This is a genomic window from Phreatobacter aquiterrae (assembly GCF_053471285.1).
In genome coordinates this window covers 255,306-281,301 of record NZ_JBJPHW010000002.1, presented here as the reverse complement: position 1 = coordinate 281,301, position 25,996 = coordinate 255,306, and the positions used below count along the sequence as shown (strand labels likewise).

The following is a 25,996-nucleotide window of genomic DNA, read 5'->3' as shown; positions in this document are numbered from 1 at the left end:
ACCTCACGCGGCGATATCGCGGGAGGTCGTGGTCCCCTCTCCCCGCGTGCGGGGAGAGGATGGAGGTGAGGGGCAACGTGCCCTTGGTCCTTACCCCGCCTTGGTGTCCGCCGCCTCGCAGGACGCGAAGTGGCCGGCGATCTCGCGACCCGTGCCGATCCACACGTCGCCATAGCTCTTCACGTGTTCGAGGAACTCGCGCAGCAGCTTCAGACGCATCGGCCGTCCCGAGACCTGCGGGTGCAGGACGGTGGTGATGAGCCCGCCCCAGTCGCGTGTCTCGGCCAGCTCGTCGTTCCATATCGACAGCACGTGCTCGCGGGGAAACAGCGGGCGCGGCGAGTAGCGGTGGGTGAGGCCGTACATCCAGTCGTCGAAGGTCATCGTGGCGGGAAGCTCGATGACCCCCGGCGTGCCGTCGGCCAGCACCTGGCGATAGGGCCGGACGTCGTCGCGCCACGACGAGGAATAGAGGAAGCCGTGCGTCTTCAGGAGCACGCGCAACTCCTCGCAGCTCTCGCCGAGCGGCGCGCGGTAGCCGACCGGCACCACGCCGAGCTTGCGCTTCAGGCTGTCGAGACCCTTGTCCATCTCCTCGACGATGTGCGGCGCGCCGGGATCGGGCATCAGGTGGTGGAAGCCGTGGTGGCCGACCTCGTGCCCGTCCTTGAGGATCGCCTCGCACATCGCGGTATGGGCCTCGATCGCCCATCCCGTGATGAAGAAGGTCGCCTTCAGCTCCTGCTCGCGCAGCATCTCCAGCAGCTTCGGCACGCCGACGCGGGCCTCGAAGCCGCCATAGGACATGGTGACGAGCCGCTCGTAGTGGTTCGGGTCCTTCGCCGTCCAGGCCGATTCCGCATCGACATCGAAGGACAGGAACACGGCGGCCTTGTTGCCCTCCGGCCAGGGATAGACCGGCGAGAGCGGCGCCCGGTTGGCGGGCAGCAGCGGCAGGGCGTCGAGACTAGCGACCGGCATTGATGGTGATCTCCGTGAGTTCCGAGGGCTGCAGCTGCCACTTGGCGAGAAGCTGCTTGTAGGTGCCGTCGGCGATGAGCGCCTTCAGCGCCCCGACGATCGCCTGGCGCAGCTCTTCGGCTTCCTTGGCCGTGGCGATGCCCATCAGCGTGAAGCGGGTCGGCTCGCCGACGAGGGCGAAGGTGTTGGGTTCGAGGCCCATGATGTAGGGCAGCGTCTCCGAGCCCTGCATGGCGGCGTCGATACGGCCCTGGCGGAGCTGCGTGCGCGCATCGGCCGAGCCTTCCGTGCCGACATAGTTGATGGCCGGACGGCCCTGGGCGACGCAGCTGGCGTCCGAGAAGGCCTTGATCTCGGCCGGCAGCGAGGTGCGGCGCGAGGCGCCGACCGTCTTGCCGCAGAGGGCCTCGCGGTTGGGGAATTCGCTCGCGCGGGAATGCTGGGTGAAGAACTGCGTGCCCGAGCGGATGTAGTTGATGAAGGTCGCCGTCTCCTGGCGCGCCGGCAGGTCGCTCATGCCGGACAGGATGATGTCGACGCGGCCGGTTCGGACGGCGGACAGCATCTGCTCGAAGCTCGTCTCCTGCCACTGCATGCGCACGCCGAGCTTGGCGGCGATGGCGTTGCCGAGTTCGATGTCGAAGCCGGTGAGTTCGCCCGTCTGCGGGTTCTTCATCTCCAGCGGCGGGTAGTTGGGGATGACCGCGGCGATGATCGTGCCGCGCTGCTTGACGGCCGCAGGAAGTTCCTGCGCTCCGGCGGCAAAGGCGGTGACGCAAAGGGCGGCGGAGAGCATCAGTCGTTTCAGCATGGCGTGGCTCCTGGTGTCTGGAAGGGCGGCCGATGGTTCCGGCTCTGATCGGTGGGAAGGGCGGTCATGCCAGCACCGCAGCGATGAAGGCGCTGGTGCGCGCCTCCGTCGGCGATCCCAGCACCTGGCTCGCGGGGCCCATCTCGACGATGGCGCCGTGGTCCATGAAAACCACGCGGTCGGCGACCTCTCGGGCGAAACCCAGTTCGTGGGTCACCACGATCATGGTCATGCCGGAGGCCGCGAGCTCGCGCATGACGGCGAGAACCTCGCCGACGAGTTCGGGATCGAGGGCCGAGGTCGGCTCGTCGAAGAGCATCAGCTTCGGCTTCATCGCCAGCGCGCGGGCGATCGCGACGCGCTGCTGCTGGCCGCCCGACAGGTTGGTCGGATAGGCATCGGCCTTTTCGGAGAGGCCGACCCGCTTCAGCAGGGCATGAGCCTCCTCGACCGCGTCGCGTTTCGGCTTGCCGAGCACCTGCACCGGCCCCTCGATGATGTTCTCGAGCGCGGTGAGGTGCGGGAACAGATTGAAACGCTGGAACACCATGCCGGTGGCGAGGCGCTGGCGGGCGATCTCCTTCTCCGGCAGGTGGTAGAGCTTGTCGCCATCGATCCTGAGGCCGGCGAGCTCGCCGTCGACCCAGATGGCGCCCCTGTCGATCTGCACGAGCTGGTTGATGCAGCGGAGCAGCGTGGTCTTTCCGGAGCCGGAGGCGCCGATGATGCAGACGACCTCGCCCGGAACGACATCGAGCGACACGCTGTCGACCGCCTTGAAGGTGCCGAAGCTCTTGTGGACATCGATGATCGAAACGATGGGGGTGAGGCCCGGGGGAGGGGTGAGCGTGCTCATCGGCCGACCCCCGCGCCGCGGCCATAGTGGCGCTCCAGCAGCATCTGCGCCGGGGTGAGGACCGACACCACGACGAGGTACCAGATTGCCGCCACGATCAGGAGTTCGATGACCCGCGAGTTGGCGTAATAGATGTTCTGCGCGTTGTGCAGGATCTCGGAATACTGGATGACGCTGGCGAGCGATGTCAGCTTCACCATGCCGATGAATTCGTTGCCCAGCGGCGGAATGATGACCCGCATGGCCTGCGGGAAGACAATCCGGCGCAGCGCCGTCAGCCGGGTCATGCCGATGGATTTGGCTGCCTCATACTGGCCGACGTCGACGGAGAGCATGCCGGCACGCATCACCTCCGACGTATAGGCGCCCTGGTTGATGCCGAGGCCGAGGAGGGCCGCCACCGCCGGCGTCATCACGTCCACGGTGCGAAACGAGAAGAGGCCGGGAATGCCGAGGGTCGGGAAGATCAGCGCCAGGTTGAACCAGAGCAGCAGCTGCAGGATGACCGGGGTGCCGCGAAACAGCCACGCATAGCCCATGGCGACGCCCTTCAGCACCGGATTGGGCGACATACGCATGACGGCGGTGACGACGCCGAGCACGACGCCGAGTGTCATTGCGCCGATGGTCATCAGGATGGTGTTGGCGAGGCCTTCGAGAATCGATTTCGCGGTCAGGAACTGGCCGACGAATTCCCACTCGATCTGGCCGACGGCGAAGGCGCGGGCGAGTGCGGCGAGGACCAGGAGGATGATCGCGACGGCGACCCAGCGGCCCCAGTAGCGCTCGGCGACGATGCTGTGCCCGGAGATGTCGGGCAGCAGGGGATGGGACGCGGCGGGCGGGGTCATGCGCTGAGCCTTTCCTCGGCGGCCGGCTTGGGCGGCAGCATCGCGCCGACCTGGTCGACGATGGCGCGGTAATGCTGCGGCCGGCGGTGGGCTGCGAAGTTGAACATCTTGTCCTTGCCCTGCCGGCAGGCGTCGAGATCGACCTCGGCCACGAGAACCTCGTCGCCGAGCGTCTGTGCCTGCGCCACCACGACGCCGTTCGGATCGACGATGCAGGAGCCGCCGATCAGTCCGGAGCCGTCCTCATTGCCGGCCTTGGCGACCGAAACGGCCCAGGTGGCGTTCATGTAGGCGTTGGCCTGCACCGCCAGCGTCGAGTGGAACGTGCGCAAGTCCTCGTTCTCGGTTGTGCCGCCGTTCGGATCATAGGCGGCCGAGTTGTAGCCGATGAGCATGAGCTCCACGCCCTGGAGGCCGTAGCAGCGCCAGGCTTCGGGCCAGCGCCGGTCGTTGCAGACGAGCATGCCGAGGATCGGCTCATGCCATTCCTTCGGCCCCCAGAAAGCCGGAAAGCCGAGGTCGCCGTAGTCGAAGTAGCGCTTCTCGAGTTGCTGGAAGCGGTCGCCGGCACGCGGCTCGATGGAACCGGGCAGATGGACCTTCCGGTACTTGCCGAGCACCGCCCCGTCCGGTCCGACCGTGATGGCCGTGTTGAAATGGCGGCCCTCGGCGAGTTCCGCATAACCGACATAGAAACCGACGCGGCGCTCGCGCGCCCGGTGGAACAGCGCCGCGACGTCCGGGTTCGGCATGGCCGCCTCGAAATAGGCATCGACCTCACCCGGCTGCAGCAACCAGCGCGGAAAGAAGGTGGTGAAGGCGAGTTCGGGATAGACGACGAGATCGGCGCCCTGGTCGGCTGCCCGGTCGAGCAGTGCGATCATGCGGCCGAGAATGTCGGAACGGGCGTCGGCACGCTGGTTCGGACCCATCTGGGCAGCCGCGACGCGCAGGATGCGGGACATGAAGACCTCTGTCTCGGGACCTCGGCAGCCCCTTCGATGGGGAACCGCGGGTCAGACTGCGACGAGGCCGACGATGGGACAATGCTGCAGACTATGATTTTTTGGGCAAGCCTATTTGCTAGGCAAATAGGGGCGCTGATGGCAAACGGTTCTCCCACGATCCGCGGCGCGAGCTCATGCCAGCCGTTCGGCGGCCTCGTTCAGGGCAAGGCGAACTTCGCGCAGGAAATCCCCTGCCAGCCGCGAAAGTGGCCGGCTGCGCGAGGAGACGACATAGGCGCGGACGGCGGTCGCCGGTTCGAAGGGGATCACGGCAAGGTCCGGCCGGCCGCTTCCGACCGGCGAGAAGGGATCGACGACCGCGACCCCGATCCCGCTTGCCGCCAGGACACAGGCGGTGTGGCAGTAGCGGACCTCGACGGCGAGGTGGAAGGGCTCCGCCGCAGCCTCGAAGGCCTGTCTGACAGCCGTACCGAGCCGTGTGCCGCGTTCCAGCGCGATGAAAGGGACGCCGCGCAGATCGGCGGGCGTGATCACGCCGCGCTCCGCCAGCGGATGGCTCTTGTGCACCGCGCAGACCATGCGCCCCTCATAGACGGGTTCGACCTTCAGCGCCGGGTGGTCGCCGATGCCGAGGACGAAGCCGAGTTCCGATACGCCGAGCTCGACCTTTTCCGCCACGTCCTCCAGCCGCAGCACGTCGAAGGAGATGCGGACCTTGGGGCGCCGCGCCAGAAAGCGCTGCAGCGCCACCGGGATGGGTCCGTAGCCGAGGGGCGGCGTGGCGATGATGCGGATGCGCCCCGCCCGGTTCTCCCTCAGGTCCTGGACCCGCGCCTCCAGCGCAGTGTGCATGGCGAAGATCGGCTCGGAGTCCTGGTAGAGCGTGCGGGCCTCCTGCGTCGGGAACAGGCGGTTGTTGATCCGCTCGAACAACGCGAAACCGAGTTGATCCTCCAGATGCTTGATGGCGTTGGATACCGCCGGCTGCGACAGGCCGAGTTCGCGCGCGGCGCCCACAGTCGTCTCGCAACGGATCACGGCCCGGAGAAGTTCAAGCTGGCGCAGATTCACGGACGGCCACCCGCGTGGACTGGGAGAGGGTGGAAGTCGGCAAGCAAATAGCATGCTGCCCCGCAGGCGAACACCCGCTACCGAGGCCTCGCCCTGTCGAACGGTGGCTTGAGGCTCGGAATGGAATGTGGGACATCTCCCCTATGAGCAGTGCCCTCTTCGAGGGTGAAACGGGAATGCGGTCAGGACCCTCGGGTCCGATGCCGCGGCTGCCCCCGCAACTGTAGGCGACGAGCAGGCCTCGCGACACCACTGGCCCATGGGCTGGGAAGGTTGGGGCCGGCATGGAGTCGCGAGCCAGGAGACCGGCTGCTCTGAACTGCTGCTGATGGACGCTATCCGGCGGGGAGCACGGAGAGCGCGCTGGCGAGGCCGAATGCCGGGCCTCGACCATCAGGGCTGGCCCGCGGGCGTCTGGCGCCGACCGGTCTGCCATGACGAATCGTCACGTATGTCCAAGTTCATAGGACCTGTGATCATCACGGTCTGCACCTCCTGTCGTCAGGCCGGCGTCGAGCGCACCGATGCGCCAGGTCGTCGGTTGTTCGACGCGGTCAAGGCGGCCGCCGCCGCGGATGTGGTCGTCCGACCCACCCAGTGCCTGAGCGTCTGCAAGCGCGTCTGCACGGTCTCGCTCTCCGCCGAGGGCGGCTACACCTTCCTCTTCGGTGATCTCGATGCCGACCGCGACGCCCCCGCCATCGTGGCGATGGCGAAGGCATGCCGGGAAGCGGATCACGGCTTCGTGCCGTGGAAGGACAGGCCGGACGCGTTGAAGCGCGGCATCATCGCCCGCGTGCCGCCGCCACACTGGTCGCCGGATGATGGCGGAGCGCCGGCATGACGGTGGCTCTGTCCTCGACCCTCGTCCTGGGGGGCGCCCGCTCGGGTAAGTCGGCCTTCGCGGAACGTCTCGTGGTCGCCTCGGGCCTTGTCCGCACTTATTGCGCGACGGCCGAGGCGCAGGATGCGGAAATGCGTGAACGCATCGCCCGGCACCGGGCCGACCGCGCCGACGGCGGCTGGTCGACGGTGGAGCAACCGCTCGATCTCGCCGCCGTGATCGGCAGCCAGACGGGCCCTGGCAGGGCCCTTCTCATCGACTGCCTGACGCTCTGGCTGTCCAACGTCATGCTGCGCGGTGACGACGTCGCCGCGCGCCAGGACGACCTCCTCGCGGCACTGGCCGCCGCCGCCGGCCCGGTCGTTCTCGTCTCCAACGAACTTGGCCTCGGGTTGGTGCCGGAGACGCCCCTCGGCCGCCGTTTCCGTGACGCGCAGGGGCGTCTCAACCAGGCGGTCGCGGCGGCATGTCCGCGTGTCGTTTTCGTCGCCGCCGGCCTGCCGCTGGCACTCAAGCAACCCTCCGAAGGTCATTCCATCTCATGACGATCGACAGCACCGAAGACGCAGCGAACCTCCGCCATGCCGAGAAGATGAGGAAGCATCAGGCCGCCAGGGCGAAGATCATGGCGGGCAAGACGGCCGAAAAGGGGCTGATTATCGTCCATACCGGTCCGGGCAAGGGCAAGACCTCGGCGGCGCTCGGCATGGTGTTCCGCCACATCGCCCATGGCCTCCCCGTCGCCGTGGTGCAGTTCACCAAGGCGCCGGACTACGTCACCGGCGAGGCGATCCTGCTGCGCCGGTTTCCCGATCTCTGCACGCTGGAGATCATGGGCGACGGCTTCACCTGGGACACTCAGGACCGCGCCGCGGACATCGCCTCGGCCCGCGCCGCCTGGGAGCGGGCGAAGCAACTGATCCGTGACGACCGCCATCAGTTCGTGCTGCTGGACGAACTCAACATCGTCCTGCGCTACGACTACCTGCCGGTGGAAGAGATCGTCGACTTCCTCAAGGTCGAGAAGCCGCCCGCCAAGCATGTCGTCATCACCGGGCGGAACGCCAAAGCCGAACTGATCGAACTCGCCGACCTCGTCACCGAGATGGCGCTCGTCAAGCACCCGTTCCGGGGGGGCGTGAAGGCGCAGAAGGGCATCGAGTTTTGAGAACGGGGCGCACGCCGGCCATCATGCTGCAGGGCACCGGCTCGCATGTCGGGAAGTCGACGCTGGTCGCCGGCCTCGCGCGCGCACTTGCCCGGCGGGGGCTGGCGGTGCGCCCTTTCAAGCCCCAGAACATGTCGAACAACGCTGCTGTGACTGCCCCCGGCGGCGAGATCGGCAGGGCTCAGGCGCTGCAGGCGCGCGCGGCCGGCATTCCGGCCTCCGTCCATATGAATCCGGTCCTTCTGAAGCCGGAATCCGACACCGGCTCCCAGGTGATCGTGCAGGGGCAGCGCGCGGGAATCCTCCGGGCAGCGGCCTTTGGCGAGCGCAAGGCCGACCTCATGCCGCGCGTTCTCGAGAGCTTCTCGCTGATGGAGCAAGAGGCCGACATCGTCCTCGTCGAGGGGGCCGGCAGCCCGGCCGAGATCAACCTGCGCGCCGGCGACATCGCCAACATGGGCTTTGCCCTCGCGGCGGGCGTGCCCGTCGTCCTCGTCGGCGACATCGACCGCGGCGGCGTCATCGCCAGCCTCGTCGGCACCCACGCGGTGATCGCGCCGGAAGAGCGCGCTCTGGTCCGGGGCTTCGCCATCAACAAGTTCCGCGGCGACGCGGCGCTGTTCGATGATGGCCTCGCTGCCATCGTGGCGCGCACGGGCTGGCCCTCCCTCGGGGTCGTGCCGTGGTTCGCCGACGCTCATCGCCTGCCGGCCGAGGATGCTCTGGACCTCGTCGACCGGGGAGGGGGTGCAGGGCGGATGGTGGTCGCCGTGCCGGTTCTCGCCCGCATCGCCAATTTCGACGATCTCGATCCGCTCTCGCAGGAGCCCGAGGTCGACCTGCGCCTCGTGCCCTCGGGAACGCCTGTCCCTGTCGAGGCCGACCTCGTCATCCTGCCCGGATCCAAGGCGACCATCGCCGATCTCGCCTTCCTGCGTGCGCAGGGCTGGGACATCGACATCGCATCGCATGTGCGGCGCGGAGGGCAGGTGCTTGGTGTGTGCGGCGGTTACCAGATGCTGGGCCGCTCGATCGCCGATCCAGAGGGCATCGAGGGCAGACCCCAGACCGTCGCGGGGCTCGGCCTGCTCGACGTTCACACCGTGATGGCTGCGGCGAAGACAGTCCGCCCGGTCAAGGCCCGCCACATCGAATCGTGCCAGTCGGTGTCGGGCTACGAGATCCATCTCGGCCAGACGTCGGGGCCGGACTGCCTGCGCCCGCTGCTCGACATCGATGGCCAGATGGACGGGGCGGCCTCGGCCGATGGCCGTGTCTCCGGCTGCTATGTGCATGGCCTTTTCGCCAGCGACGGCTTCCGCAAGGCCTTTCTCGCCGGTTTCGGCCGCCGCAGCACGCTCGCCTACGAGACGGGTATCGAGGCGACGCTCGATGCGCTCGCCGATCACTGCGAGAGGCACCTCGACGTCGAGGCGATCCTCGCCATTGCACGCAGCCGCTAGGACGGCTCAACCAAGCGCCACGGCGCCGATGAGGACGGCTGCGCCCACGACCCCTCCGGCGCCGATGAAGACGCGCAGCGCCCGGCGGATATCCCTCGGGCCCGCCTCCCTCCGTTCCTCGCCGTTCAGATAGGGATCGTCCACCAGACGGGCGCCGTAGCGGCGTGGTCCGGCCAGCGCCAGCTCGAGCGCGCCGGCCATGGCGGCCTCCGGCCAACCGGCATTCGGCGAACGGTGCAGCCGCGCGTCCCGCAGCATGCAGTGCAAGGCCGCGCTAGTCGTGCCGCCAGCCAGGGGCGCGGCCAGGGCTATGGCGAGACCCGAGAGGCGCGCCGGCACGAGGTTCACCAGATCGTCGAACCGGGCTGCGGCCCAGCCGAAGTCGCGATGACGCTCCGAGAGGTGGCCGATAATGGAATCGGCCGTGTTGATGGCCTTGTAGGCGGCGAGACCCGGCAGCCCAAGAAGGGCGAACCAGAAGGCCGGGGCCACGACACCGTCGGAAAAATTCTCCGCCGCGGTCTCGATGGCGGCGCGGCAGACGCCGGCCTCGTCGAGGCTGTCGGGATCGCGGCCGACAATGAGGGAGACGGCGCGCCGCGCCGAGGCAAGGCCGCCCGCGTCGAAGGCCGCCGCCACCTGCGCCACATGCCGGAAGAGGCTGTTCTGGGCGATCAGGATCGAGGCGATGAGGCCGATGGTGACAACATGACCGGGCAGTTGTCGCAGCGCCGTCTCGACCGCCGCGCCTGCAGCGGCTGCCACAAGGACGATGACGATCAGCGCGCCGACACCGAGAATGCGCCGCCTGTCGCCGGGCCACCCAGGCCGGTTGAGTCGGCGGTCCAGCACGCCGATCAGCGTCCCCATCCAGACGACGGGGTGTGGCAGCCGGCGCCAGAGCCGCTCCGGATCGCCGACCACAGCATCGGCGATCAGGGCCACCGTCAGGATCAGAAGGGCGTCAGCGTGGATCAGCACGGCGCGGCCGGAGCGCCGCGATCTGGGCGGCGAGGGACTCGATGGCGCCGACCAGCATCGGCCCGCCGCAGACGGTGAGCGCCTCCGACATCAAGATGCGGCGCTCCGGCGGGAACATCCCGGCGATGGCGGGGTGCAGGAGCAGGGCGCGGCCCTGATCCTCGGCGCGACCGTCCTCGCGGCCGACGAGAATGGCGTCCGGCCGCAGCCGCACGATCTCCTCGAGCGACATGAACCCGCCGGAGCGGCGGCCGGCCTCGCCCGCCGCATTGACGAGCCCGGCAGCGGTCAGGAGATCGGTGAGAACGCTGTCCTGACCGGCGACCCACCCGCGTCGCGCCAGCGGCAGGACCCGCAACTGCTGCCCGCGTGCGGCGGTCCTGAGCCGGTCCATGGCCGCGTCGAGTTCGCCGGCCCGCTGCCGTCCGCGCTCCTCGGCGCCGACCAGTGCAGCCATCCGCAGGATCTGGGCCTTGGAGTCAGCGACCGTGCGAACCACGCTGAACTCCTCCAGCCGCATGCGGCGGGCGCGGATGAACTCGCGGGTCGCCCGTCGTGTGAAGGTGCCCGCGACGACCAGGTCCGGCTTCAGGATGAGGATCTCCTCCGCCGTGCCCGAGAGGATGGGGAAACCGCCGGCTTTCGCGGCGATCCAAGATCGCGCCGCATCGCGCGCGAAGGGGCTGAGGCCGACGATCTGCTCGGGTCGCGCGAGGTCGACCAGCAACTGGTCGGTGCACATGTTGATGGAGGCGACGCGCGGAAGCGATTGGGCCAAGGTCGGCAAGCCCGTCCCGGAGAGGCCTACCGCGACGGCCAGCATCTGGCCAATTCGGGCAAGCCATGGCAGGGACAGGCCATGCAGCATGGCGGCGATCTGACGACGGCGATGGCGGTCCACGGCGGGACTCGTGAAGCGTGGCTCGACCTCTCGACGGGCATCAATCCCTTCGCCTGGCCGGTGCCCCGCGACCTGCCGGTCGACGCCTGGACCAGTCTGCCGACCAGGGGCGCTCTCGACCGCCTGCTGGCCGCGGCACGCCGGGCCTATGCGGTGCGGAGCGATGTCGCGATCCTCGCGGCTCCGGGCACGCAGAGCCTCATCCAGTGGTTGCCGCAGCTTGCTCCGGACGGCCCGGTCGCCATCGTGCAGCCGACCTATGCCGAGCATGCTCTCGCCTGGCGTCGCGCCGGCCACGAGGTGATCGGCAGCAGTCCGGCCATGCCGTTGCCGGATGCGGTCCGCCATCTGGTCATCGTCAATCCCAATAATCCCGACGGGCATCTGTTCGGACAGGACACGCTGGCCGACCTCGCCGCCGCCGTGGCGAAGCGCGGCGGCTGGCTGGTCGTCGACGAATCCTTCATCGATGTCACGCCCGAAGCTTCCGCTGTTGCCCTCTGTGCTGACCGTCCTGTTCTGATCCTGCGCTCCTTCGGCAAGTTCTACGGCCTCGCGGGGCTGCGGCTGGGCTTTCTCATCGCCCGGCCCGCAATCGCAGAGCCGGTCGCGGAGGCGTTCGGCCCCTGGAGCGTCGCCGGTCCGGCGCTGGAGATCGGAGCCGCGGCGCTCGCAGATGCAGCCTATGCCCTGATGATGCGGAGCAGGCTCACCGAAGAGGCCGTCGCGCTCGATGCGGTGCTCCAACGGGCAGGACTGGACGTCGTTGGCGGCACGACGCTCTTCCGTCTGGTCCGCCATCCCGCCGCACGGAAGCTGCACGCGGCGCTCGCCCGCGGCCACATCTGGGTGCGCCGCTTCGACTGGGACGACCAGTTGCTGAGGTTCGGCCTGCCCCCCGGTGACGAGGCGAGGCAACGTCTCGCGGCGGCGCTCGCCGATGGTCTCGCCGAGGCTCATGTGGGTGACCAAGGCACGAGGACCGGTTGCCCCTGATGGTCGAATGACAGCGCCTCGACGCCATAGACATCCCGCAGCAGGGCAGGGGTCATCACCTCGGCAGGCGGCCCGAGCGCCGAGATGCGGCCGGCGTCGATCACCATGACGAGGTCGGCCATGCGCGCGGCGAGGCCAATGTCGTGTGTCACCGCGATGACCAGCCGCCCGCGTCGGGACTCGGAGCGCAGCGCCTCCATGATGCCGATCTGGTGACGGGGATCGAGCGCTGCCGTCGGCTCGTCCGCCAGCAGGACGCCGGCCTCAACGGCGAAGACCCGCGCCAGCATCACCCGCGCCCTTTCGCCGCCCGAAAGGGTGAGGATGTTTCGCGCGGCAAAGGCCGCGGCGTCCGTGCGCTCCATCGCCTCGTCGACGATGGCGCTGTCGCGTTCGCCCATGCGCGAGGGGTCGTTGACGCCGTGGGGATAGCGGCCGAGCGCCACGACATCGCGTGCGTTCAGGGGCCAGTGGACCGCATGGCCCTGGGGCAGATAGGCGATGCGGCGGGCGCGATCACGCGGCGCCATGCCGGCGGCATCGACGCCGTCGATGGTGAGGCGGCCGGTCGCCGGCGCAAGGCCCGCCAGAGCGCGCAGGAGACTGGTCTTGCCGGCGCCGTTCGGACCGATCAGCGCCACGATCTGCCCCGGCGCCAGCGCGAACGAGGCGTCGCGCACGACGATCCGGTCGCCATAGGCAACCGAGAGGCCATCCGCAACGAGGCCCTGTCCGGAAAGCATGGTCATGTCACGCCCCCGGCAAGGCTGCGGCGTTCCCGCACGATGAGATAGAGGAAGAACGGCACGCCGATGATCGCCGTCAGCACCCCCACCTTGATGTTGGTGGTGGAGGGGATGATCCGCACGGCGATGTCGGCACTGAGCAGCAGCGCCGCGCCGGCAAGGCCGCTGGGCGCCAGCAGGCGTGCCGGGTCGTAGCCGACCAGCGGGCGCATCAGATGCGGTGCGACGAGTCCGATGAAGGAAATGGTGCCGGCGACCGCCACGGAGCCGCCGACGCCGAGCGCCACGCCTGCGATGACCAGGAGGCGCAGGTGCGACACCGCGACGCCGAGGCTCTGCGCCGCTTCCTCGCCGAGCGACAGGGCCCGGAAGGCCCCGCGCTGCAGGTAGAGCAGAATCGCCGCCGGCAGGATGAAGGGCAGCGCCAGCGTCACGTGACGCATGCTGCGATCCTCGAGTGAGCCAAGCAGCCAGAAGGCGATCTCCAGGGCTGCGAAGGGGTTCGGCGCGAGATTCATGGCAAGCGCCGTGCCGGCTCCGGCGAGACTCGACAGGGCGAGGCCCGACAGGATGAGCAGCAGCAGTCCGCTGTTGCGGCCGGCGATGGCGAGCAGCACGAAGACCGACAGGAAGGCCCCGGCGATGGCTGCGAAGGGCAGGCCGAGGGACAGCGTGTCGTTGATGCCGAGCGAAATGGTGGCGACGGCTGCGAAGGCGGCCGACTGCGGCGCGCCGAACAGCGAGGGCGTCGCCAGCGGGTTGCGCAGCAGTCCCTGCATGGCGGCGCCCGACAGCCCGAGAATGCCGCCGATCGCCACGGCGAGGATGGTCCGTGGAAGCCGGATCTCCCTGACAATGGTGACGAAGGCATCATCGCCCTGTCCGGCGAGCGCTGCGATGAGATCATGCAGCGACAGCGTGACGGGGCCAGCGGCGAGCGAGGCCGCCGCCAGTCCCGCCACCAGCAGCGCCAGAAGCGGGATCAGCCAGGGCCTGCGCGCCCGCGCCGCCGTCGTTTCGGCTCCCGGCCTCACCATGTCGCCTTCAGGCCCCCGTAAACGGAGCGGCCTGCCGTCCCGTAGTTGTAAACCTCCTCATAGCGCACATTTGTCAGGTTCTCGAACCGCGCATAGGCGTTCCACGTCCGGTTGATCTGATAGGCGGTGTGCAGGTCGAAGCGCGCATAGGGATTGAGCCTCAGTGTCTCCCCACTGCCGCTGAAGCGCTGCGACACCAGCGTCACGGAGGGCTCGATGGTCCATTGCGGCGTTGGCGTGATGGCGAGACCGATGCGGGCGACGTCGCGCGGCCGGCGCGCCAGGGTCAACCCGGTGGCTATGTCCCGCGCTTGCAGGTGCGTGTAGCTCGTCCGCAGCCGCAGATAGTGCGGCCAGAGATCGAAGGACGCCGCAACCTCCAGCCCGCGCGTCTCGGCGCGCGCCACGTTGAAATAGGTGCTGGCCGCGCTGTTGAACTCGATGAGGTTCGAGAACCGGTTGGAGAAGGCGGTGACCGACAGGGTGCCGCGCCCGCCGAACAGGTCCTGGTCGAAGCCGGCGTCGAAGCCGATGCTGGTTTCGGCGTTGAGATTCGGATTGCCGTAAAGCGGCGAGTAGAGCTGGAACAGCGACGGCGCCTTGCCCCCTGTTCCGGCGCTGGCCCTGAGCTTCGTCCCGGTCTCCGTGATCCGGTAGGCCAGTGTCGCGCGCCACGTGGCGAAACGGGCGACACCCACCACGTCGTCGATCCGCCCGCCGAGCGACAGATCCAGCCGATCGCCGAGCGGCAGTTGCCAGAGGGCGAAGATGGACTGCGTGGTCTGGCCTGCCCCGAGCGTCGGTGCGCGGGCGATCGGCGTCGGCAGATATCGCTCTGAGAAGGTCTCGGCGGTCTCCCTCTCGATGCGTCCGCCGAAGGTGACCCGTCCGACGATGCCCGCCCGGAGGTCGCCCTGATACTCCGCCCCCGCGCGCTGCCCGTAAAACTCCGAAAGGGTCGAGGTGGTCTGTGGCGGCGTCTGGTTCGTGCCGTAGCGCACCTCGCGGAAGATGCGCTCCGATCGGTTCGCGAAGGTGGTGAGCGAATGGGTCAGGGCGCCGCCGAAGGTCTCGAAAGAGGCGCGCGCATAGGCCTGGAAGAAGCGCCGGAAGGCGAGGTTCGGCGTGTCGGGAAAGAGCCCTGTGCCGCCGTCGAACTCCGCCCGCGTGGCCGTCGCCATCGTGCCAATCTCGAAGCGGAAGCCGGTGCCGGGATCATAGCCCGCCCGCCCGTAGCCGCCGAACCGGTGGAACCCGTCGGCATCGAAGGTCGCGCGCAGCGCCGGATCGATCCGTGCGATGCGGTAGCCGTAGCGCGAGAAGCCGTCGCTGCGGGCGAACGTCCCGGCGGCAGCGTAGCTCCAGGGGCCACTTCCGCCGTGGACGCCGCCCGTCAGGCTGCCGCTGCCATAGCTGCCTCCTTCGACCTGCGCGAAGCCCTGCGGCGGTCCCATGCCGCGCCTGGTGATGATATTGACAACGCCGCCCATGGCATCGGACCCGTAAAGCGCGCTCTGCGGGCCGCGCAGCACCTCGATGCGCTCGATCAGCCCGGGAGCCAGCATCGACATGTCGAAGTCGCTGCCCGCGCCAGAGGGGTCGTTGACCCGGATGCCGTCGATGAGGACCAGCGTCTGGCCGGTGCTCCCGCCGCGCAGCCGGATGTTGGTGGTCGCGCCCGGTCCGCCGGTTTCGGTGGTGTCGAGGCCCGGCACGCCCCTGAGAACATCGACCAGCGACCCCGGATTGGTCCTCTGGATCTCTTCGGACGACACGACGGTCACCGCGCTGCCGACCCGCTGCAGGGCAGTGGGCGAGCGATTCGCTGTGACCGTGACCTCGATCACCGGCAGTTCGACCGGTGGAGGTGAAGTCTCTGCGCGGGCGAATTGGGAAAGCGAAATGGCGCAAATGGCCATCATGGCGCAGAGCGCCATCGGCATGGAACGAGACATGTTGACCCTCTCTGGCCCACCGCCAAAGCTGAGGTTGAAGACATGCTCTCGGCCGGTCTCCTGGCTCGCGACCTGCCGGCTTCACCTTCCCGGTCCTTGGACCAGTGGCGATTCGAAGCCGTGTCGTCGCTTACAGTTGCGGGGGCAGCCGCGGCATTGGGCCCGAAGGCCCGCACCGCATTCCCGTTTCACCCGTCCTGCGACGGGCACCCAGAGCACGTTGATGACAATCACACGTGACCGGTCTTGGCAAGACAGGACGAGAGACAGGGGCGGCTGGCCATAAGGGACGCAGGCTCGCTGCATGACCAGCATGCCACTGTCTTGCAGAGGTTCTCTGGCAGGGCCGCGCTCGCATCAGGGCCGCGGGATGTCTCGCGGCGGATCCATGGGCCAGATTGCGCCATGGTCAGTCGCCATAGTCCGGTCGCCGCAGCGCCGGGTGGATGGGAGACCGGTGCGCTTCGCCGTCACGACAGCACTGCTGGGATAGAAAACGTCTCCCGGGTCAAGCTGTCTCCCCTTGTCCTCCCTGCGAGAGTTTTTGCCCGTTTCCGACCTATACCGTCCAACGGAGCGGTTCATATGGGTCCGGAATAGCCTTCCCGATCTCGACGATGGTCCAGGCCTCAAGAAGCGGCCGTGGAGGCGAAAAGCAGACGCTTGGGTATGGGCCAGGGACAGTGCTCGCCGCAGCCTTTCCAGACGGCGTGACAGATCATTTCACGCTCCAGGAAAAGACTTCGCCAAGAAGCAACTTTGCAAAGACCTCGCCGGCTGCGGAGCAACCGCGGACGAGACGAGACGTCGAACAGGGAGGATCATCAATGCGCAAGGCAATTCTAGCCGTCCTTTCGGCCGTGGCTCTCATGTTGCCCGGCTCGGCCATGGCCCAGGGTAGCGGCACGATCAAGATCGGCATTCTGGTTGCCCTCGAAGGCGCCTTTGCAGCCGGCGGCGCCGACGGCGTCCGCAACGTCGAACTGGCACTCAAGCAGATCAACAACACGATCGGCGGTCGCAGGATCGAGACCGTCGTCGCCCCCACTGATACCCGTCCGGATACAACCATCCGTATGGCGCGCAAGCTTATCGAGCAGGATCGCGTGGACATCATTATCGGGCCGTTGTCCGGCTCCGAGGGCATCGCGATGCGCGATTTCGCCAAGACCATCCCCGGCCATGTGGTGATCAATGGCATTTCCGGGGCGCTCGAGACGACCTGGGTCGACCCGGCGCCCAACTTCTACCGTTTCAATCTCGACGGCGCACAGTGGGGCTATGGCCTCGGTAGCTATGTCGTGAAGACGAAGAACTGGCGGCGGGTCGTGACCATCGCCGCCGACTATTCCTTCGGCTACACGAACTTCATGGGGTTCGCCGTCGATTACTGCAAGGCAGGCGGCGACATCGTCCAGCGCTTCTGGCAGCCCCTCGGCCAGTCCGATTTCGGCGCCATCATCGCCCAGTTGCCTGACAACATTGACGCCATCTATCTCGGCCTCGGTGGAACGGACGCCATCAACTTCCTCAACCAGTACCAGCAGGCCGGCGAGCGGACGAGGCTCATCGGCGGCACGATCATGGCCGACCAGACGGTGCTGACGGCCCGCGGGCGCGCCAAGGAGGTGTTGACCGGCACACCGACCTCCGGCCCCTTCGCCGTCGACAACCCGGATGCTGCCTGGCAGACCTATGTGAAGCTCTACCAGGACAGCTTCCCGGCCAACCAGCGCTTCCCGACTCCCTCGCTCTTCGGCCTTGGCTACTATGTGGCGACCCTCGCCGCGATCCGTGGGCTGGAGGAGGTCGGCGGCGACCTGAGCAACGGGCAGGCGCGTCTCAAGGAGGCGCTGAACAAGATCCAGCTCGAAAGCCCCATCGGCCGGATCACGCTCAACGAGAACCGCCAGGCCACCGGCACCGTCTTCATCAATGAAGTCGTCGAGGGTCCCGACGGCAACCTGACCAACAAGATGGTTGGCAGGACCGACAACGTCACGCAGACGCTGGGCATGACGGCCGAACAGTACCGGGCTATCGGGCTGCCCTCCCGCAATGTGGTCGACTGCGCAAGGCTGCGCACCGGCGGCTGACCAAGCGACCGCATGAGAAGAGGCCGGCGCATGCTGGCCTCTTCCGTCGGTACCTCTCGCGGATGTCCTGGCGAAACCCAGGGCGACAAGGGGGCCCGGATGACGTTGATCGGCTATCTTACGCGAACGCAGTTCGCAGACGGCGCCATCGACGATGCCCTGCCCGAGGAAGCCTCGCGGCTCGGCACGGCGCTGGCGCTCGTCGACACCGAACCAGGCGCGGCCCTGGCGCTGGCCCGCGTAAGGGATGCTCTGCCGCACGTGCAACTGGCGACAGCCACGATGAGTTGCGGCGCACCGCTGCGCAGTGCGGTCCGACGGGTGATGGCGGCACTGGATCGTGCCGACGCGTCGACCATCATCGCGATCGGCGGGGCCGGGGCCATCGGTCAGGCCCGCCTGGTTGCCGAGGCATCCGTCCGGCGCGGCGCGGCATGCGCTATCATCGCCGTTCCCGTGAGCCTGTTCGATCTCGGCCTGGGCCGGCAGGTGCGTCCGCGCGACGGAGAGCCGGTGCGGTGCCCGCGGCCCGACCGGGTGATCGCCGACCCGACCGCACTGGCTCATGTTCCGCCACGCCGGCTTGCCGCTGCAGGCATGGAAATCCTCGTCCACGCCATCGAGGCCTATGCCAGCCCAACCTACAACCCGCCGGCCGACGGCCTGGCGCTGGAAGCGGTCCGTCGTCTCGCGCGATGGCTACCTCTCGCGGTCGCGGTGCCAGACAATGCGGAGGCGCTGCGCGAGGTTCTCGCGGGGGCGCTTACCGCCGGGCTGGCCATGGAAAAGGACATTGGCGGCGTCGATGCGCTCGCCCATCCCCTGGAGGACGAACTGGCTGGAACGGCCATGCCTGGCGAACTGCACGCGCCCGTCCTGGCCGCTTTCGTCGGCTTCAACGCTCGTGCCGTCGGCGATCGCTATGGCGCCCTTTCTGACACCATGGGTCACGGCAGGGTGGGGGCGGGCCTCGACATCCAGCTCGCCACCTTCGCACGCGCTCTCGGCCTGCCGACGGCGTTGCGGGACACGGCTGCCGACCCCAACAGTTTCGCGCATGTGGCCAGGAGGGCCGCTGACGATCCTGCGGCCCTTGCAAATCCACGGCTTCTGACGCGTGCCGACTGCGAACGCATTCTGGAGGCCGCATGGTGAGAGTGCTCCGACGTGCACCTGTCTCGGCTCGGCCGGCCATCGCGGCCGTGTTCCAGCCGCCTCCGCTGTACCGCGGCGTTTCGCCCGTTGCGAGCGAGGAGGCCTGCGTTAAGGTCCTTCAGAAAAGACCGACACGACAACAAGAAGAGACGCCCGTTCATCAGGGAGGAGCGTTGTGAGTGTTGCTCACGCTGTTGCGCACGGCGTGTTTGGTCGCGTCTGCCTTTACGTGATGGACAAGGCCATGGCGCCCCATGCGCATCGGGAAGGCCATCTCATCTTCCACATCCATGGCCCGCAGGCCGAAGTGGTGGTTGATGGTCGACCCTACCCCCTGTCCCGTGGTCAGGCCGTGGCGATCAGCCCATGGCAGCCCCACTTCTATCGGCCCCTGACCCACCGCGACAATGTGCTCGTGCTGGTTCTCTACATCCGGCCTGGCTGGTTTGTTCAGGCCAGCCGCCAAGCCTCGGAGATCCTGCGCTTCGGGCGCGTCGGCGTCGAGGTGACCGACCGGCTCACCCGTCTGGTGGCTGATACCGGCCACCTCCTGTCGACGCTCCGCGGCACCGACGGGGACTTCGAGGACCGTCTGAGCGCGCTCACCCAGGCGTGTTTTGACCAGACGTGGCAATGGACGGCGGAGGGGCAGCACTTCATCGGGCATGAGCGACCGCTGCGCGACTTCCGCATCCGCCGGGCTCTGGGGCTTCTCGACGCGACGCTCGGCGAGCCCATCGATCTGGCGCGGCTGTCGCGCGCCGCCGGCCTGTCGCGACCGCACTTCTTCAAACTGTTTCGCGAGCAGATCGGCCTGCCTCCCACCATCTATGTCAACGCATTGCGCATGGAGCGGGCGATCGAGCGACTGGCGCTCGGCAAGGAGACGGTGGCCGACATCGGTCTGGATCTCGGGTTTTCAACGCCCGCCAGCTTCTCTCGCTTCTTTATCGCCAATGGAGTCGTGCCGCCGAGTACCTATCGGCGCAGCGTCATGGCCCATGCGCAGTAGTCCCCCAACTGGTGAGCCGCGAAAGAAAAGACCCTCGGTAAAGCCCACCGGCGAACGGAGGGCCTAGCCTTCCTCCGGCAGGCGGCGTTCTGGCCGCCAGCATCCACGTATCGACGGTGTGATGGAAAATTTCGCCAAGAACCATCCTGTCTGGGCGTTGACGATCGCGCTCCTCGCGGTGGGCTTCCTCTGGCTTGTCTTCGCGCCATGGCCCGTCGAACTGGAGGCCGCGGTCGGGCGCAAGCGGGTCTTTCTGAACGCGCTGCTCGGTGGCGTGACGCTCGGCGCGCTGTATTTTCTCGTGGCCTCGGGATTCACGCTGATCTTCGGCCTGATGCGGACCGTCAATCTGGCCCATGGCTCGCTGTTCCTGCTCGGCGGCTACATTGGCTACGAGGTTGCCACTTACACGGGCTCCTGGCTTCTCGCTTTCCCCGTCGTCTTCGTCCTGGTCGGCTTTGTCGGCCTTGTCATGCAGCGGTTCATCTTCGCCCACATGGAAGGCGAGGAGCTGCGACAAACGCTGGTCAGTATCGGTCTGTCGGTCGTGCTGGCGGATCTGATGCTCTGGTACTGGGGCGGGCAATCCTACACCACGCTCGCGCCCGCCTTGCTGCGTGGTCCGGTCGAACTGCCCATCATTTCGTCGATCAATCCGACAAGCGGCGAAGCCATTTTCATCCGCTATCCCTCGGTGCGCGTCTGGATTCTCGTCGCGGCGATCGTCATAGGCGTCGCCATGTGGCTGGTGCTGAACCGCACCTCCCTCGGCATGGTGATCCGGGCCGGCGTCGATGACCGAGAGATGCTCGCCGCCTCAGGTGTGCGCATCCAGCTGGTATTTCTGGCCGTATTCGTGTTCGGGGCCGGCCTCGCCGGCATGGCCGGAATCGTCGGGGGCACCTTCCAGTCACTGTCGCCGGGAGAGGACACGCGATTTCTTCTCGCCAGCCTGGTCGTCGTGATCGTCGGCGGCATGGGGTCGATTGTGGGTGCAGCAATCGGCGCGGTGGTGATCGGCGTGACCGAACAGATGGGTCTGGTCTATGCGCCGACCTATTCGGTGGTCTTCACTTTCCTGATCATGGCCGCGGTGCTGGCCTTCCGGCCGCAGGGCCTTCTCGGCGCGGGGCGGTGAGCGATGTCGCTGGCTGATCAGGCCCCGCCGCGGGCAAGCACCGACACCGGCAAGGCCGAGGCGCCGACATGGATCGAGCGAATCCCGGCAGGGTGGTGGGCTGCCGCGGTCGTTCTTCTGGCCATGCCGCTGGTCGCCAACAATTTCTGGCTCTTCCAGGTGATGGGCTGGACCTTCATCCTCGGCATGATCGCAGTCAGCCTGACGTTTCTCGCCGGCTACGGGGGAATGGTCAGCCTGCTGCAGATGAGCATTGCCGGCCTCGCCGGCTACATGGTGGCCATTCTCGGTCCGTCGGGGGCGACAACGATCAGCCTCGGCCTGTCCTGGTGGATCGTGCTGCCTGCCGCTTTTCTGATCGCAGCCATCTTCGCCACCCTGTCGGGGGCGCTCGCAGTCAGGACAGAGGGCATTTACACGATCATGATCACGCTCGCGATTGCGGCGGCGTTCTTCTATTTCACCCGGCAGAACTATACGATCTTCAACGGCTATTCCGGCTTCAACCTCGTTCTGCCACCGCAGTTTTTCGGCGTGAACTGGCGCGATCCGGTGCCGTTCTACTACCTGTGCCTCGGCTGTGCGGCGCTGTGTTACGGCGCTGTGGTCTATGTCGCCCGTTCCCCCTTCGGTCTGGCGCTTCAGGGGGTGCGTGACAATCCGCGACGCATGGCGGCCCTCGGCTTCAACGTCACCGCCCATCGGGTCGCAGCCCACGCCTTCGCCAGCATCTTCGCATCCGCCGGCGGCATTCTGCTGGTCTGGCAGAACGCGCAGATCGCACCCGGTACGATCGGCATCTCCTCGGCGATCGACGTGCTGGTGGTTGCCGTCGTCGGCGGCATGCGCCGCCCTCTCGGGGCCTTTGTCGGCGCCTTCATCTACGTCATTCTTCAGGTCTTCTCGCCCGATGTGCTTGGGGCGTTCGGTTTTTCGGCAGAGCGGTTCAAGCTGATCATCGGGATCGGCTTTCTGGCCGTGGTGTTGTTCTCGCCGGATGGCGTTCTGGGCCTGTGGGATCGCTGGCGCGCCCGGGCCGCCAGACGGGTCGACCCCCTGACCGGGGTGCCGCGATGAACGCCTCCACCACCATTGAACGCCCCGGGCAGATGAACACGGGCAATGCGCTGGAGTTGCGCGGCATCACCAAGATGTTCGGTGCGCTGGCCGCCATTGCCGATGTCACGATCTCCGTGCGACCCGGCGAGCGGCGGGCGGTGCTCGGCTCCAACGGAGCGGGCAAGACAACCCTGTTCAACTGCGTCACCGGCGACTTCCCGGCGACCTCCGGCATCATCCGCTTCTTCGGAGAGGATGTGACGGCCTTCCCGCCCTACGAGCGCATCCGCCGCGGCCTGCGCCGCACCTACCAGATCTCCTCCCTCTTTGCGGGGCTGAGCGTCATCGACAATGTCTATCTGGCCTGCCGTGGGGTCTCACGAAACCGCTTCTCGCTGCTTCGACCACGCAGTGACGATGCGCTGGTTCATGCCGCCGAGACGCTGGTGGAGGCGGTGCACCTGACCGCATTGAAGGAGCGGCTCGTCGGGGAACTGGCCTACGGCCAGCAGCGCCAGCTGGAAATCGCCCTTGCCCTGTCTGGCGCCCCCCGATTCATTCTGTTCGACGAGCCGGCAGCGGGCCTCTCGCCGACCGAGCGGCGCGATCTGGTCAACATCCTGACGTCTCTGCCCTCCCATATCGGCTACATCATTATCGAGCACGACATGGACGTGGCGCTGCGCGTCGTCGAGAGTGTCACGATGATGCACAATGGTCGGGTCTTCAAGGAAGGCCTGCCGAGCGAGATCGAGGAAGACCCCGAGGTCCAGGAACTCTATCTGGGGGGCGGCCATGGCTGAGCGCTTCCCGGTTCCGCAGAAGGCCGGCGTACCGGTCCTCCAGTTGCAGGGCGTCAACGTCTTCTACGGCCGGAGCCATGCCGTGCAGGGCGTCGACCTGACGCTTCAGTCCGGTGTCCTGTCCGTGGTCGGCCGCAACGGCATGGGCAAGACGACCATGTGCAAGGCCATCATGGGCCTGGTGCCGATTTCATCGGGATCGATCCGGTTCATGGGTGAGGAGATCGCCGGTCGCGCGCCGGCCGAGATCGCCCGGCTTGGCGTCGGCTACGTCCCGCAGGGGCGCCGGTTGTGGCGCTCACTCACGGTGCACGAACATCTTCGCCTCATGGCCAAGCCGAAGGGGCGCTGGACACCCGAGCGAATCTACGAGGTGTTTCCGCGCCTGGCGGAACGGCGCAACAATGGCGGAGCGCAACTGTCCGGCGGCGAGCAGCAGATGCTGGCGATCAGCCGGGCGCTCCTCATGAACCCGCGCCTCCTGATCATGGACGAGCCGACCGAGGGCCTCGCCCCGGTCATTGTCGCCCATGTGGAAGATACGCTGGGGCGTCTCGCAGCCGAAGGCGACGTCTCGATCCTCGTTATCGAGCAGAACATCGGTGTGGCCACCCAGATGTCCGACCCGGTGGCCATCATGGTCAACGGCCGGATCAACCGGATCATCCCGTCTGCAACCCTGGCGGCGGACCGCGACCTGCAGCAGCGGCTCCTCGGCGTGGGTCGGCATGGCATTGACGACACGGATACTGAAGCCCGCCCGGCCGCGGACGGTGCGCCACCGGCGACGGTAACGACACCGGCCAGCCAGGGGCCGATCCGGGTCTATGTGGCCAATCCTGTCATTCCCACGCGCTGGTCGAAGGATGTTCCCGCCGCCCAGCTCGAAGCCTCGGCCCGCACGGTTTCGAGGCCGACCCTGGCTGCGATCGACGGCCGCCGGATCGGCGACACCTCGGCGCTGGCCGCCCGTGGGTCGAGCGAACCCTACGTCGTCATCGCCGGTACGCTCGACACCAAGGGCGAGGAACTCCGCTACATCCGCGACATCATCAAGGCGGCGGGGCTGCGCACGCGACTGGTCGACGTGTCGACCCAGGGACGCAATCACGGAGCCGATGTGTCGGCGCCGGAGGTGGCGCTGGCTTCGCCGCGCGGCCTGCCCGGTCTGGCTTCCGGTGATCGGGGCACAGCCGTCGCGGCGATGGCGGATGCTTTCTCGGCCTGGACGGCAGCGCAGCAGGGGGTCGTCGGCCTCATCTCGGCCGGCGGTTCCGGGGGTACGGCGATTGCGACAGCGGCGATGCAGGTTCTGCCCATCGGCGTGCCGAAGATCATGGTCTCGACCATGGCGGCGGGAAATGTCGCGCAGTATGTCGGCGCGACCGATGTCACGATGATGCATTCGGTCACCGACGTTCAGGGGCTCAACCGCATCTCGCGCGCCGTACTCGGCAACGCCGCCCATGCCATGGCAGCCATGGCCAAGGCTCACCTGGCGAGCGCAAGGCCCGCTCCGACGCATGGTCGTCCCCTCGTAGGCCTGACGATGTTCGGGGTGACGACACCCTGCGTCCAGCAGGTCTCGAAACTCATCGAAGCGGAGTGGGAACCGCTCGTCTTCCACGCGACCGGTGTGGGCGGGCGATCGATGGAGAAGCTCATTGAATCCGGGTTCCTCCAGGGCGTCATCGACGTCTCGACCACGGAAGTGTGCGACATGATGCTGGGTGGCATCCTGCCAGCCACCGAAGACCGTTTCGGAGCGGTCATCCGCACCAGACTGCCCTATGTCGGCTCGGTCGGTGCCCTCGACATGGTCAATTTCGCCGCGCCGGAAACGGTCCCGGAGCGGTATCGAGGGCGCAAGTTCTACCCCCACAATCCGCAGGTCACGCTGATGCGGACCACCGTCGACGACAACGCCCGCATGGGGCGCTGGATCGGCGAGCGGCTCAATCTCATGGAAGGCCCGGTGCGCTTCCTCATTCCGGAAGGCGGGGTGTCGGCTCTCGATGCGCCGGGACAGCCATTCCACGATCCGGATGCCGATGCCGCGCTGTTCGAGGCCCTCGCCGGCACGGTGCATCTCACGGCGAACCGGCAGCTGATCCGGCTGCCCCATCACATCAACGATCCCGCCTTCGCTCAAGCGCTGGTGCGCGAGTTTCTCGCGCTGCATCAGGGCCGCCGCGGCATTGCGCGCAGAAGGACCTGATCGATGGCTCGCTACTCGAAGTCGCAGTTGCTTGAACGCTACCGCGCCATGATCGCCAGGGGAGAGCCTATCGTGGGTGGCGGCGCCGGTACCGGCCTGTCTGCCAAGTGCGAAGAGGCGGGCGGCATCGACCTCATCGTCATCTACAATTCCGGCCGCTTCCGCATGGCCGGTCGTGGTTCGCTTTCGGGACTGATGCCCTATGGCGATGCCAATCAGATCGTCATGGAGATGGCAGGCGAAGTCCTGCCAGTCGTGACGAAAACCCCGGTGATCGCCGGCGTCTGTGCCACCGACCCCTTCCGTCAGATGGACGTATTCCTGGACGAGGTGAAGCGCATCGGCTTTGCCGGCGTCCAGAATTTCCCGACGGTCGGGCTGATCGACGGCGTCTTCCGAGCCAATCTGGAAGAGACCGGTATGGGCTTCGGCCTGGAGATCGACATGGTCGCCCTCGCCAACGCCAAGGACCTGCTGACGACGCCCTACGTCTTCTCGGAAGACGATGCCCGTCGGATGGCAGGGGCCGGCGCCGATATCGTCGTTTGCCATCTCGGCCTGACGACGGGCGGGTCCATCGGCGCGGAGACGTCTCTCAAGCTGAAGGACTGTCCGGCCATAGTCGACGCCTGGGCGGCCGCTGCCCTGGAGGTGAAGCCGGATGCCATCATTCTCGTCCATGGCGGTCCCGTCGCCGAGCCCGCCGACGCCGATTTCATCCTCAAGAATACGCGCCATTGCCACGGCTTCTACGGCGCGTCGTCGATGGAGCGCCTGCCGGTCGAGGTGGCGATCCGCGATCAGACCCGCGCCTTCAAGACAATCAGCCGCTGAGGCGGCACCACACCACACACGACGAGACCAACAAAGAAACGTCGGGAGGAAC

At 67.4% G+C, this 25,996-nt stretch carries 24 protein-coding genes and 2 riboswitches; of the genes, 13 read left to right on the top strand and 11 right to left on the bottom strand.

The annotated features are described in order from the left end of the window. Window positions 1–90 precede the first annotated feature (90 nt). From ACJ4V0_RS03845 to ACJ4V0_RS03820, 6 genes are all read right to left on the bottom strand, one after another. Window positions 91–981 (bottom strand): polysaccharide deacetylase family protein, encoded by an 891-nt coding sequence (locus ACJ4V0_RS03845; protein ID WP_448298233.1) that lies wholly within the window; start codon window positions 979–981, stop codon window positions 91–93. Next, the gene (locus ACJ4V0_RS03840) at window positions 968–1,792 is read right to left on the bottom strand and encodes an ABC transporter substrate-binding protein (protein ID WP_448298232.1); all 825 of its coding nucleotides are present in this window, start codon (window positions 1,790–1,792) and stop codon (window positions 968–970) included. The genes ACJ4V0_RS03845 and ACJ4V0_RS03840 overlap by 14 nt, the downstream gene beginning before the upstream one ends. Window positions 1,793–1,856: 64 nt before the next feature. Then, window positions 1,857–2,648 carry an amino acid ABC transporter ATP-binding protein gene (locus ACJ4V0_RS03835; RefSeq protein WP_448298231.1) on the bottom strand — a complete coding sequence of 264 codons (792 nt, stop codon included), beginning with the start codon at window positions 2,646–2,648 and terminating at the stop codon, window positions 1,857–1,859. Further along, window positions 2,645–3,499, bottom strand: coding sequence for an amino acid ABC transporter permease (locus ACJ4V0_RS03830; RefSeq protein ID WP_448298230.1), 855 nt, complete (start codon window positions 3,497–3,499; stop codon window positions 2,645–2,647). The genes ACJ4V0_RS03835 and ACJ4V0_RS03830 overlap by 4 nt, the downstream gene beginning before the upstream one ends. Continuing rightward, window positions 3,496–4,464 carry an N-carbamoyl-D-amino-acid hydrolase gene (locus ACJ4V0_RS03825; RefSeq protein WP_448298229.1) on the bottom strand — a complete coding sequence of 323 codons (969 nt, stop codon included), beginning with the start codon at window positions 4,462–4,464 and terminating at the stop codon, window positions 3,496–3,498. Before ACJ4V0_RS03825 ends, ACJ4V0_RS03830 begins: the two co-directional genes overlap by 4 nt. Before the next feature lie 174 nt (window positions 4,465–4,638). Beyond that, the gene (locus ACJ4V0_RS03820; protein WP_448298228.1) at window positions 4,639–5,538 is read right to left on the bottom strand and encodes a LysR family transcriptional regulator; all 900 of its coding nucleotides are present in this window, start codon (window positions 5,536–5,538) and stop codon (window positions 4,639–4,641) included. A gap of 131 nt (window positions 5,539–5,669) precedes the next feature. Continuing rightward, window positions 5,670–5,866: riboswitch (cobalamin riboswitch) on the top strand. Window positions 5,867–5,989: 123 nt separating this feature from the next. On the opposite strand from ACJ4V0_RS03820, the gene ACJ4V0_RS03815 reads away from it, so the two are divergent. Genes ACJ4V0_RS03815 through ACJ4V0_RS03800 form a run of 4 tightly spaced genes read left to right on the top strand, consistent with a single transcriptional unit; the run spans window position 5,990 to window position 9,013 of the window. Continuing rightward, window positions 5,990–6,382, top strand: coding sequence for a DUF1636 family protein (locus ACJ4V0_RS03815; RefSeq protein ID WP_448298227.1), 393 nt, complete (start codon window positions 5,990–5,992; stop codon window positions 6,380–6,382). Further along, on the top strand, window positions 6,379–6,927 hold the full coding sequence (gene cobU / locus ACJ4V0_RS03810) for a bifunctional adenosylcobinamide kinase/adenosylcobinamide-phosphate guanylyltransferase (protein ID WP_448298226.1): 549 nt from the start codon (window positions 6,379–6,381) through the stop codon (window positions 6,925–6,927). Before ACJ4V0_RS03815 ends, cobU begins: the two co-directional genes overlap by 4 nt. Next, a complete protein-coding gene (gene cobO, locus ACJ4V0_RS03805) occupies window positions 6,924–7,550 on the top strand; it encodes a cob(I)yrinic acid a,c-diamide adenosyltransferase (protein ID WP_448298225.1) in 627 nt (208 codons plus the stop codon). Before cobU ends, cobO begins: the two co-directional genes overlap by 4 nt. 23 nt (window positions 7,551–7,573) lie before the next feature. Next, window positions 7,574–9,013: a cobyric acid synthase gene (locus ACJ4V0_RS03800; RefSeq protein WP_448298224.1), complete on the top strand. Its 1,440-nt coding sequence runs from the start codon at window positions 7,574–7,576 to the stop codon at window positions 9,011–9,013. A gap of 6 nt (window positions 9,014–9,019) precedes the next feature. Here the strand turns inward: ACJ4V0_RS03800 and cbiB are convergent, their stop codons facing one another. Next, complete coding sequence (cbiB, locus tag ACJ4V0_RS03795) at window positions 9,020–9,994, bottom strand: adenosylcobinamide-phosphate synthase CbiB (protein ID WP_448298223.1); 975 nt, start codon at window positions 9,992–9,994, stop codon at window positions 9,020–9,022. Beyond that, window positions 9,978–10,772, bottom strand: a complete 795-nt coding sequence (locus tag ACJ4V0_RS03790; protein ID WP_448298222.1) for an ABC transporter substrate-binding protein — start codon at window positions 10,770–10,772, stop codon at window positions 9,978–9,980. The genes cbiB and ACJ4V0_RS03790 overlap by 17 nt, the downstream gene beginning before the upstream one ends. Before the next feature lie 81 nt (window positions 10,773–10,853). Between ACJ4V0_RS03790 and cobD the strand changes: the two genes are divergently transcribed. Continuing rightward, window positions 10,854–11,891, top strand: coding sequence for a threonine-phosphate decarboxylase CobD (cobD, locus tag ACJ4V0_RS03785; protein ID WP_448298221.1), 1,038 nt, complete (start codon window positions 10,854–10,856; stop codon window positions 11,889–11,891). Here cobD and ACJ4V0_RS03780 read toward each other — a convergent pair. The 3 genes from ACJ4V0_RS03780 to ACJ4V0_RS03770 are packed head-to-tail and all read right to left on the bottom strand — an operon-like array spanning window position 11,852 to window position 15,629. Beyond that, window positions 11,852–12,640, bottom strand: coding sequence for an ABC transporter ATP-binding protein (locus tag ACJ4V0_RS03780; protein ID WP_448298220.1), 789 nt, complete (start codon window positions 12,638–12,640; stop codon window positions 11,852–11,854). The genes cobD and ACJ4V0_RS03780 overlap by 40 nt on opposite strands. Beyond that, on the bottom strand, window positions 12,637–13,674 hold the full coding sequence (locus ACJ4V0_RS03775) for a FecCD family ABC transporter permease (protein WP_448298219.1): 1,038 nt from the start codon (window positions 13,672–13,674) through the stop codon (window positions 12,637–12,639). Before ACJ4V0_RS03775 ends, ACJ4V0_RS03780 begins: the two co-directional genes overlap by 4 nt. After that, window positions 13,668–15,629, bottom strand: coding sequence for a TonB-dependent receptor plug domain-containing protein (locus tag ACJ4V0_RS03770; protein ID WP_448298218.1), 1,962 nt, complete (start codon window positions 15,627–15,629; stop codon window positions 13,668–13,670). Before ACJ4V0_RS03770 ends, ACJ4V0_RS03775 begins: the two co-directional genes overlap by 7 nt. A gap of 33 nt (window positions 15,630–15,662) precedes the next feature. Next, window positions 15,663–15,858: riboswitch (cobalamin riboswitch) on the bottom strand. 598 nt (window positions 15,859–16,456) lie between these two features. Here ACJ4V0_RS03770 and ACJ4V0_RS03765 point away from each other — a divergent pair. The 8 genes from ACJ4V0_RS03765 (at window position 16,457) to ACJ4V0_RS03730 (ending at window position 25,944) form a co-directional block, all read left to right on the top strand. Then, window positions 16,457–17,725: an ABC transporter substrate-binding protein gene (locus ACJ4V0_RS03765; RefSeq protein WP_448298217.1), complete on the top strand. Its 1,269-nt coding sequence runs from the start codon at window positions 16,457–16,459 to the stop codon at window positions 17,723–17,725. A 30-nt stretch (window positions 17,726–17,755) separates the two neighbouring features. Further along, the gene (locus ACJ4V0_RS03760; protein ID WP_448298216.1) at window positions 17,756–18,880 is read left to right on the top strand and encodes a dehydroquinate synthase/iron-containing alcohol dehydrogenase family protein; all 1,125 of its coding nucleotides are present in this window, start codon (window positions 17,756–17,758) and stop codon (window positions 18,878–18,880) included. Between the two features lie 175 nt (window positions 18,881–19,055). Further along, window positions 19,056–19,892 carry a helix-turn-helix domain-containing protein gene (locus ACJ4V0_RS03755; protein WP_448298215.1) on the top strand — a complete coding sequence of 279 codons (837 nt, stop codon included), beginning with the start codon at window positions 19,056–19,058 and terminating at the stop codon, window positions 19,890–19,892. A 121-nt stretch (window positions 19,893–20,013) separates the two neighbouring features. After that, window positions 20,014–21,030 carry a branched-chain amino acid ABC transporter permease gene (locus ACJ4V0_RS03750; protein WP_448298214.1) on the top strand — a complete coding sequence of 339 codons (1,017 nt, stop codon included), beginning with the start codon at window positions 20,014–20,016 and terminating at the stop codon, window positions 21,028–21,030. Window positions 21,031–21,033: 3 nt separating this feature from the next. Beyond that, complete coding sequence (locus tag ACJ4V0_RS03745) at window positions 21,034–22,107, top strand: branched-chain amino acid ABC transporter permease (RefSeq protein ID WP_448298213.1); 1,074 nt, start codon at window positions 21,034–21,036, stop codon at window positions 22,105–22,107. Beyond that, window positions 22,104–22,892 carry an ABC transporter ATP-binding protein gene (locus ACJ4V0_RS03740; protein WP_448298212.1) on the top strand — a complete coding sequence of 263 codons (789 nt, stop codon included), beginning with the start codon at window positions 22,104–22,106 and terminating at the stop codon, window positions 22,890–22,892. The genes ACJ4V0_RS03745 and ACJ4V0_RS03740 overlap by 4 nt, the downstream gene beginning before the upstream one ends. Then, window positions 22,885–25,110, top strand: a complete 2,226-nt coding sequence (locus ACJ4V0_RS03735; RefSeq protein ID WP_448298211.1) for an ABC transporter permease — start codon at window positions 22,885–22,887, stop codon at window positions 25,108–25,110. Before ACJ4V0_RS03740 ends, ACJ4V0_RS03735 begins: the two co-directional genes overlap by 8 nt. Window positions 25,111–25,113: 3 nt before the next feature. Further along, the gene (locus ACJ4V0_RS03730) at window positions 25,114–25,944 is read left to right on the top strand and encodes a phosphoenolpyruvate hydrolase family protein (RefSeq protein ID WP_448298210.1); all 831 of its coding nucleotides are present in this window, start codon (window positions 25,114–25,116) and stop codon (window positions 25,942–25,944) included. The last annotated feature ends 52 nt before the right edge of the window (window positions 25,945–25,996 follow it).

What these genes read in the sequence shown, in the direction of transcription:
- ACJ4V0_RS03835 (WP_448298231.1), bottom strand. Translation starts at nt 2,648, where the DNA reads ATGAGCACGCTCACCCCTCCCCCGGGCCTCACCCCCATCGTTTCGATC.
- ACJ4V0_RS03800 (WP_448298224.1), top strand. Translation starts at nt 7,574, where the DNA reads ATGCTGCAGGGCACCGGCTCGCATGTCGGGAAGTCGACGCTGGTCGCC.
- ACJ4V0_RS03830 (WP_448298230.1), bottom strand. Translation starts at nt 3,499, where the DNA reads ATGACCCCGCCCGCCGCGTCCCATCCCCTGCTGCCCGACATCTCCGGG.
- ACJ4V0_RS03730 (WP_448298210.1), top strand. Translation starts at nt 25,114, where the DNA reads ATGGCTCGCTACTCGAAGTCGCAGTTGCTTGAACGCTACCGCGCCATG.
- cobD (WP_448298221.1), top strand. Translation starts at nt 10,854, where the DNA reads ATGCAGCATGGCGGCGATCTGACGACGGCGATGGCGGTCCACGGCGGG.
- ACJ4V0_RS03770 (WP_448298218.1), bottom strand. Translation starts at nt 15,629, where the DNA reads ATGTCTCGTTCCATGCCGATGGCGCTCTGCGCCATGATGGCCATTTGC.
- ACJ4V0_RS03815 (WP_448298227.1), top strand. Translation starts at nt 5,990, where the DNA reads ATGTCCAAGTTCATAGGACCTGTGATCATCACGGTCTGCACCTCCTGT.
- ACJ4V0_RS03745 (WP_448298213.1), top strand. Translation starts at nt 21,034, where the DNA reads ATGTCGCTGGCTGATCAGGCCCCGCCGCGGGCAAGCACCGACACCGGC.
- ACJ4V0_RS03840 (WP_448298232.1), bottom strand. Translation starts at nt 1,792, where the DNA reads ATGCTGAAACGACTGATGCTCTCCGCCGCCCTTTGCGTCACCGCCTTT.
- ACJ4V0_RS03775 (WP_448298219.1), bottom strand. Translation starts at nt 13,674, where the DNA reads ATGGTGAGGCCGGGAGCCGAAACGACGGCGGCGCGGGCGCGCAGGCCC.
- ACJ4V0_RS03740 (WP_448298212.1), top strand. Translation starts at nt 22,104, where the DNA reads ATGAACGCCTCCACCACCATTGAACGCCCCGGGCAGATGAACACGGGC.
- ACJ4V0_RS03845 (WP_448298233.1), bottom strand. Translation starts at nt 981, where the DNA reads ATGCCGGTCGCTAGTCTCGACGCCCTGCCGCTGCTGCCCGCCAACCGG.
- ACJ4V0_RS03760 (WP_448298216.1), top strand. Translation starts at nt 17,756, where the DNA reads ATGCTGGCCTCTTCCGTCGGTACCTCTCGCGGATGTCCTGGCGAAACC.
- cobU (WP_448298226.1), top strand. Translation starts at nt 6,379, where the DNA reads ATGACGGTGGCTCTGTCCTCGACCCTCGTCCTGGGGGGCGCCCGCTCG.
- ACJ4V0_RS03735 (WP_448298211.1), top strand. Translation starts at nt 22,885, where the DNA reads ATGGCTGAGCGCTTCCCGGTTCCGCAGAAGGCCGGCGTACCGGTCCTC.
- ACJ4V0_RS03750 (WP_448298214.1), top strand. Translation starts at nt 20,014, where the DNA reads ATGGAAAATTTCGCCAAGAACCATCCTGTCTGGGCGTTGACGATCGCG.
- ACJ4V0_RS03825 (WP_448298229.1), bottom strand. Translation starts at nt 4,464, where the DNA reads ATGTCCCGCATCCTGCGCGTCGCGGCTGCCCAGATGGGTCCGAACCAG.
- ACJ4V0_RS03780 (WP_448298220.1), bottom strand. Translation starts at nt 12,640, where the DNA reads ATGACCATGCTTTCCGGACAGGGCCTCGTTGCGGATGGCCTCTCGGTT.
- cobO (WP_448298225.1), top strand. Translation starts at nt 6,924, where the DNA reads ATGACGATCGACAGCACCGAAGACGCAGCGAACCTCCGCCATGCCGAG.
- ACJ4V0_RS03765 (WP_448298217.1), top strand. Translation starts at nt 16,457, where the DNA reads ATGCGCAAGGCAATTCTAGCCGTCCTTTCGGCCGTGGCTCTCATGTTG.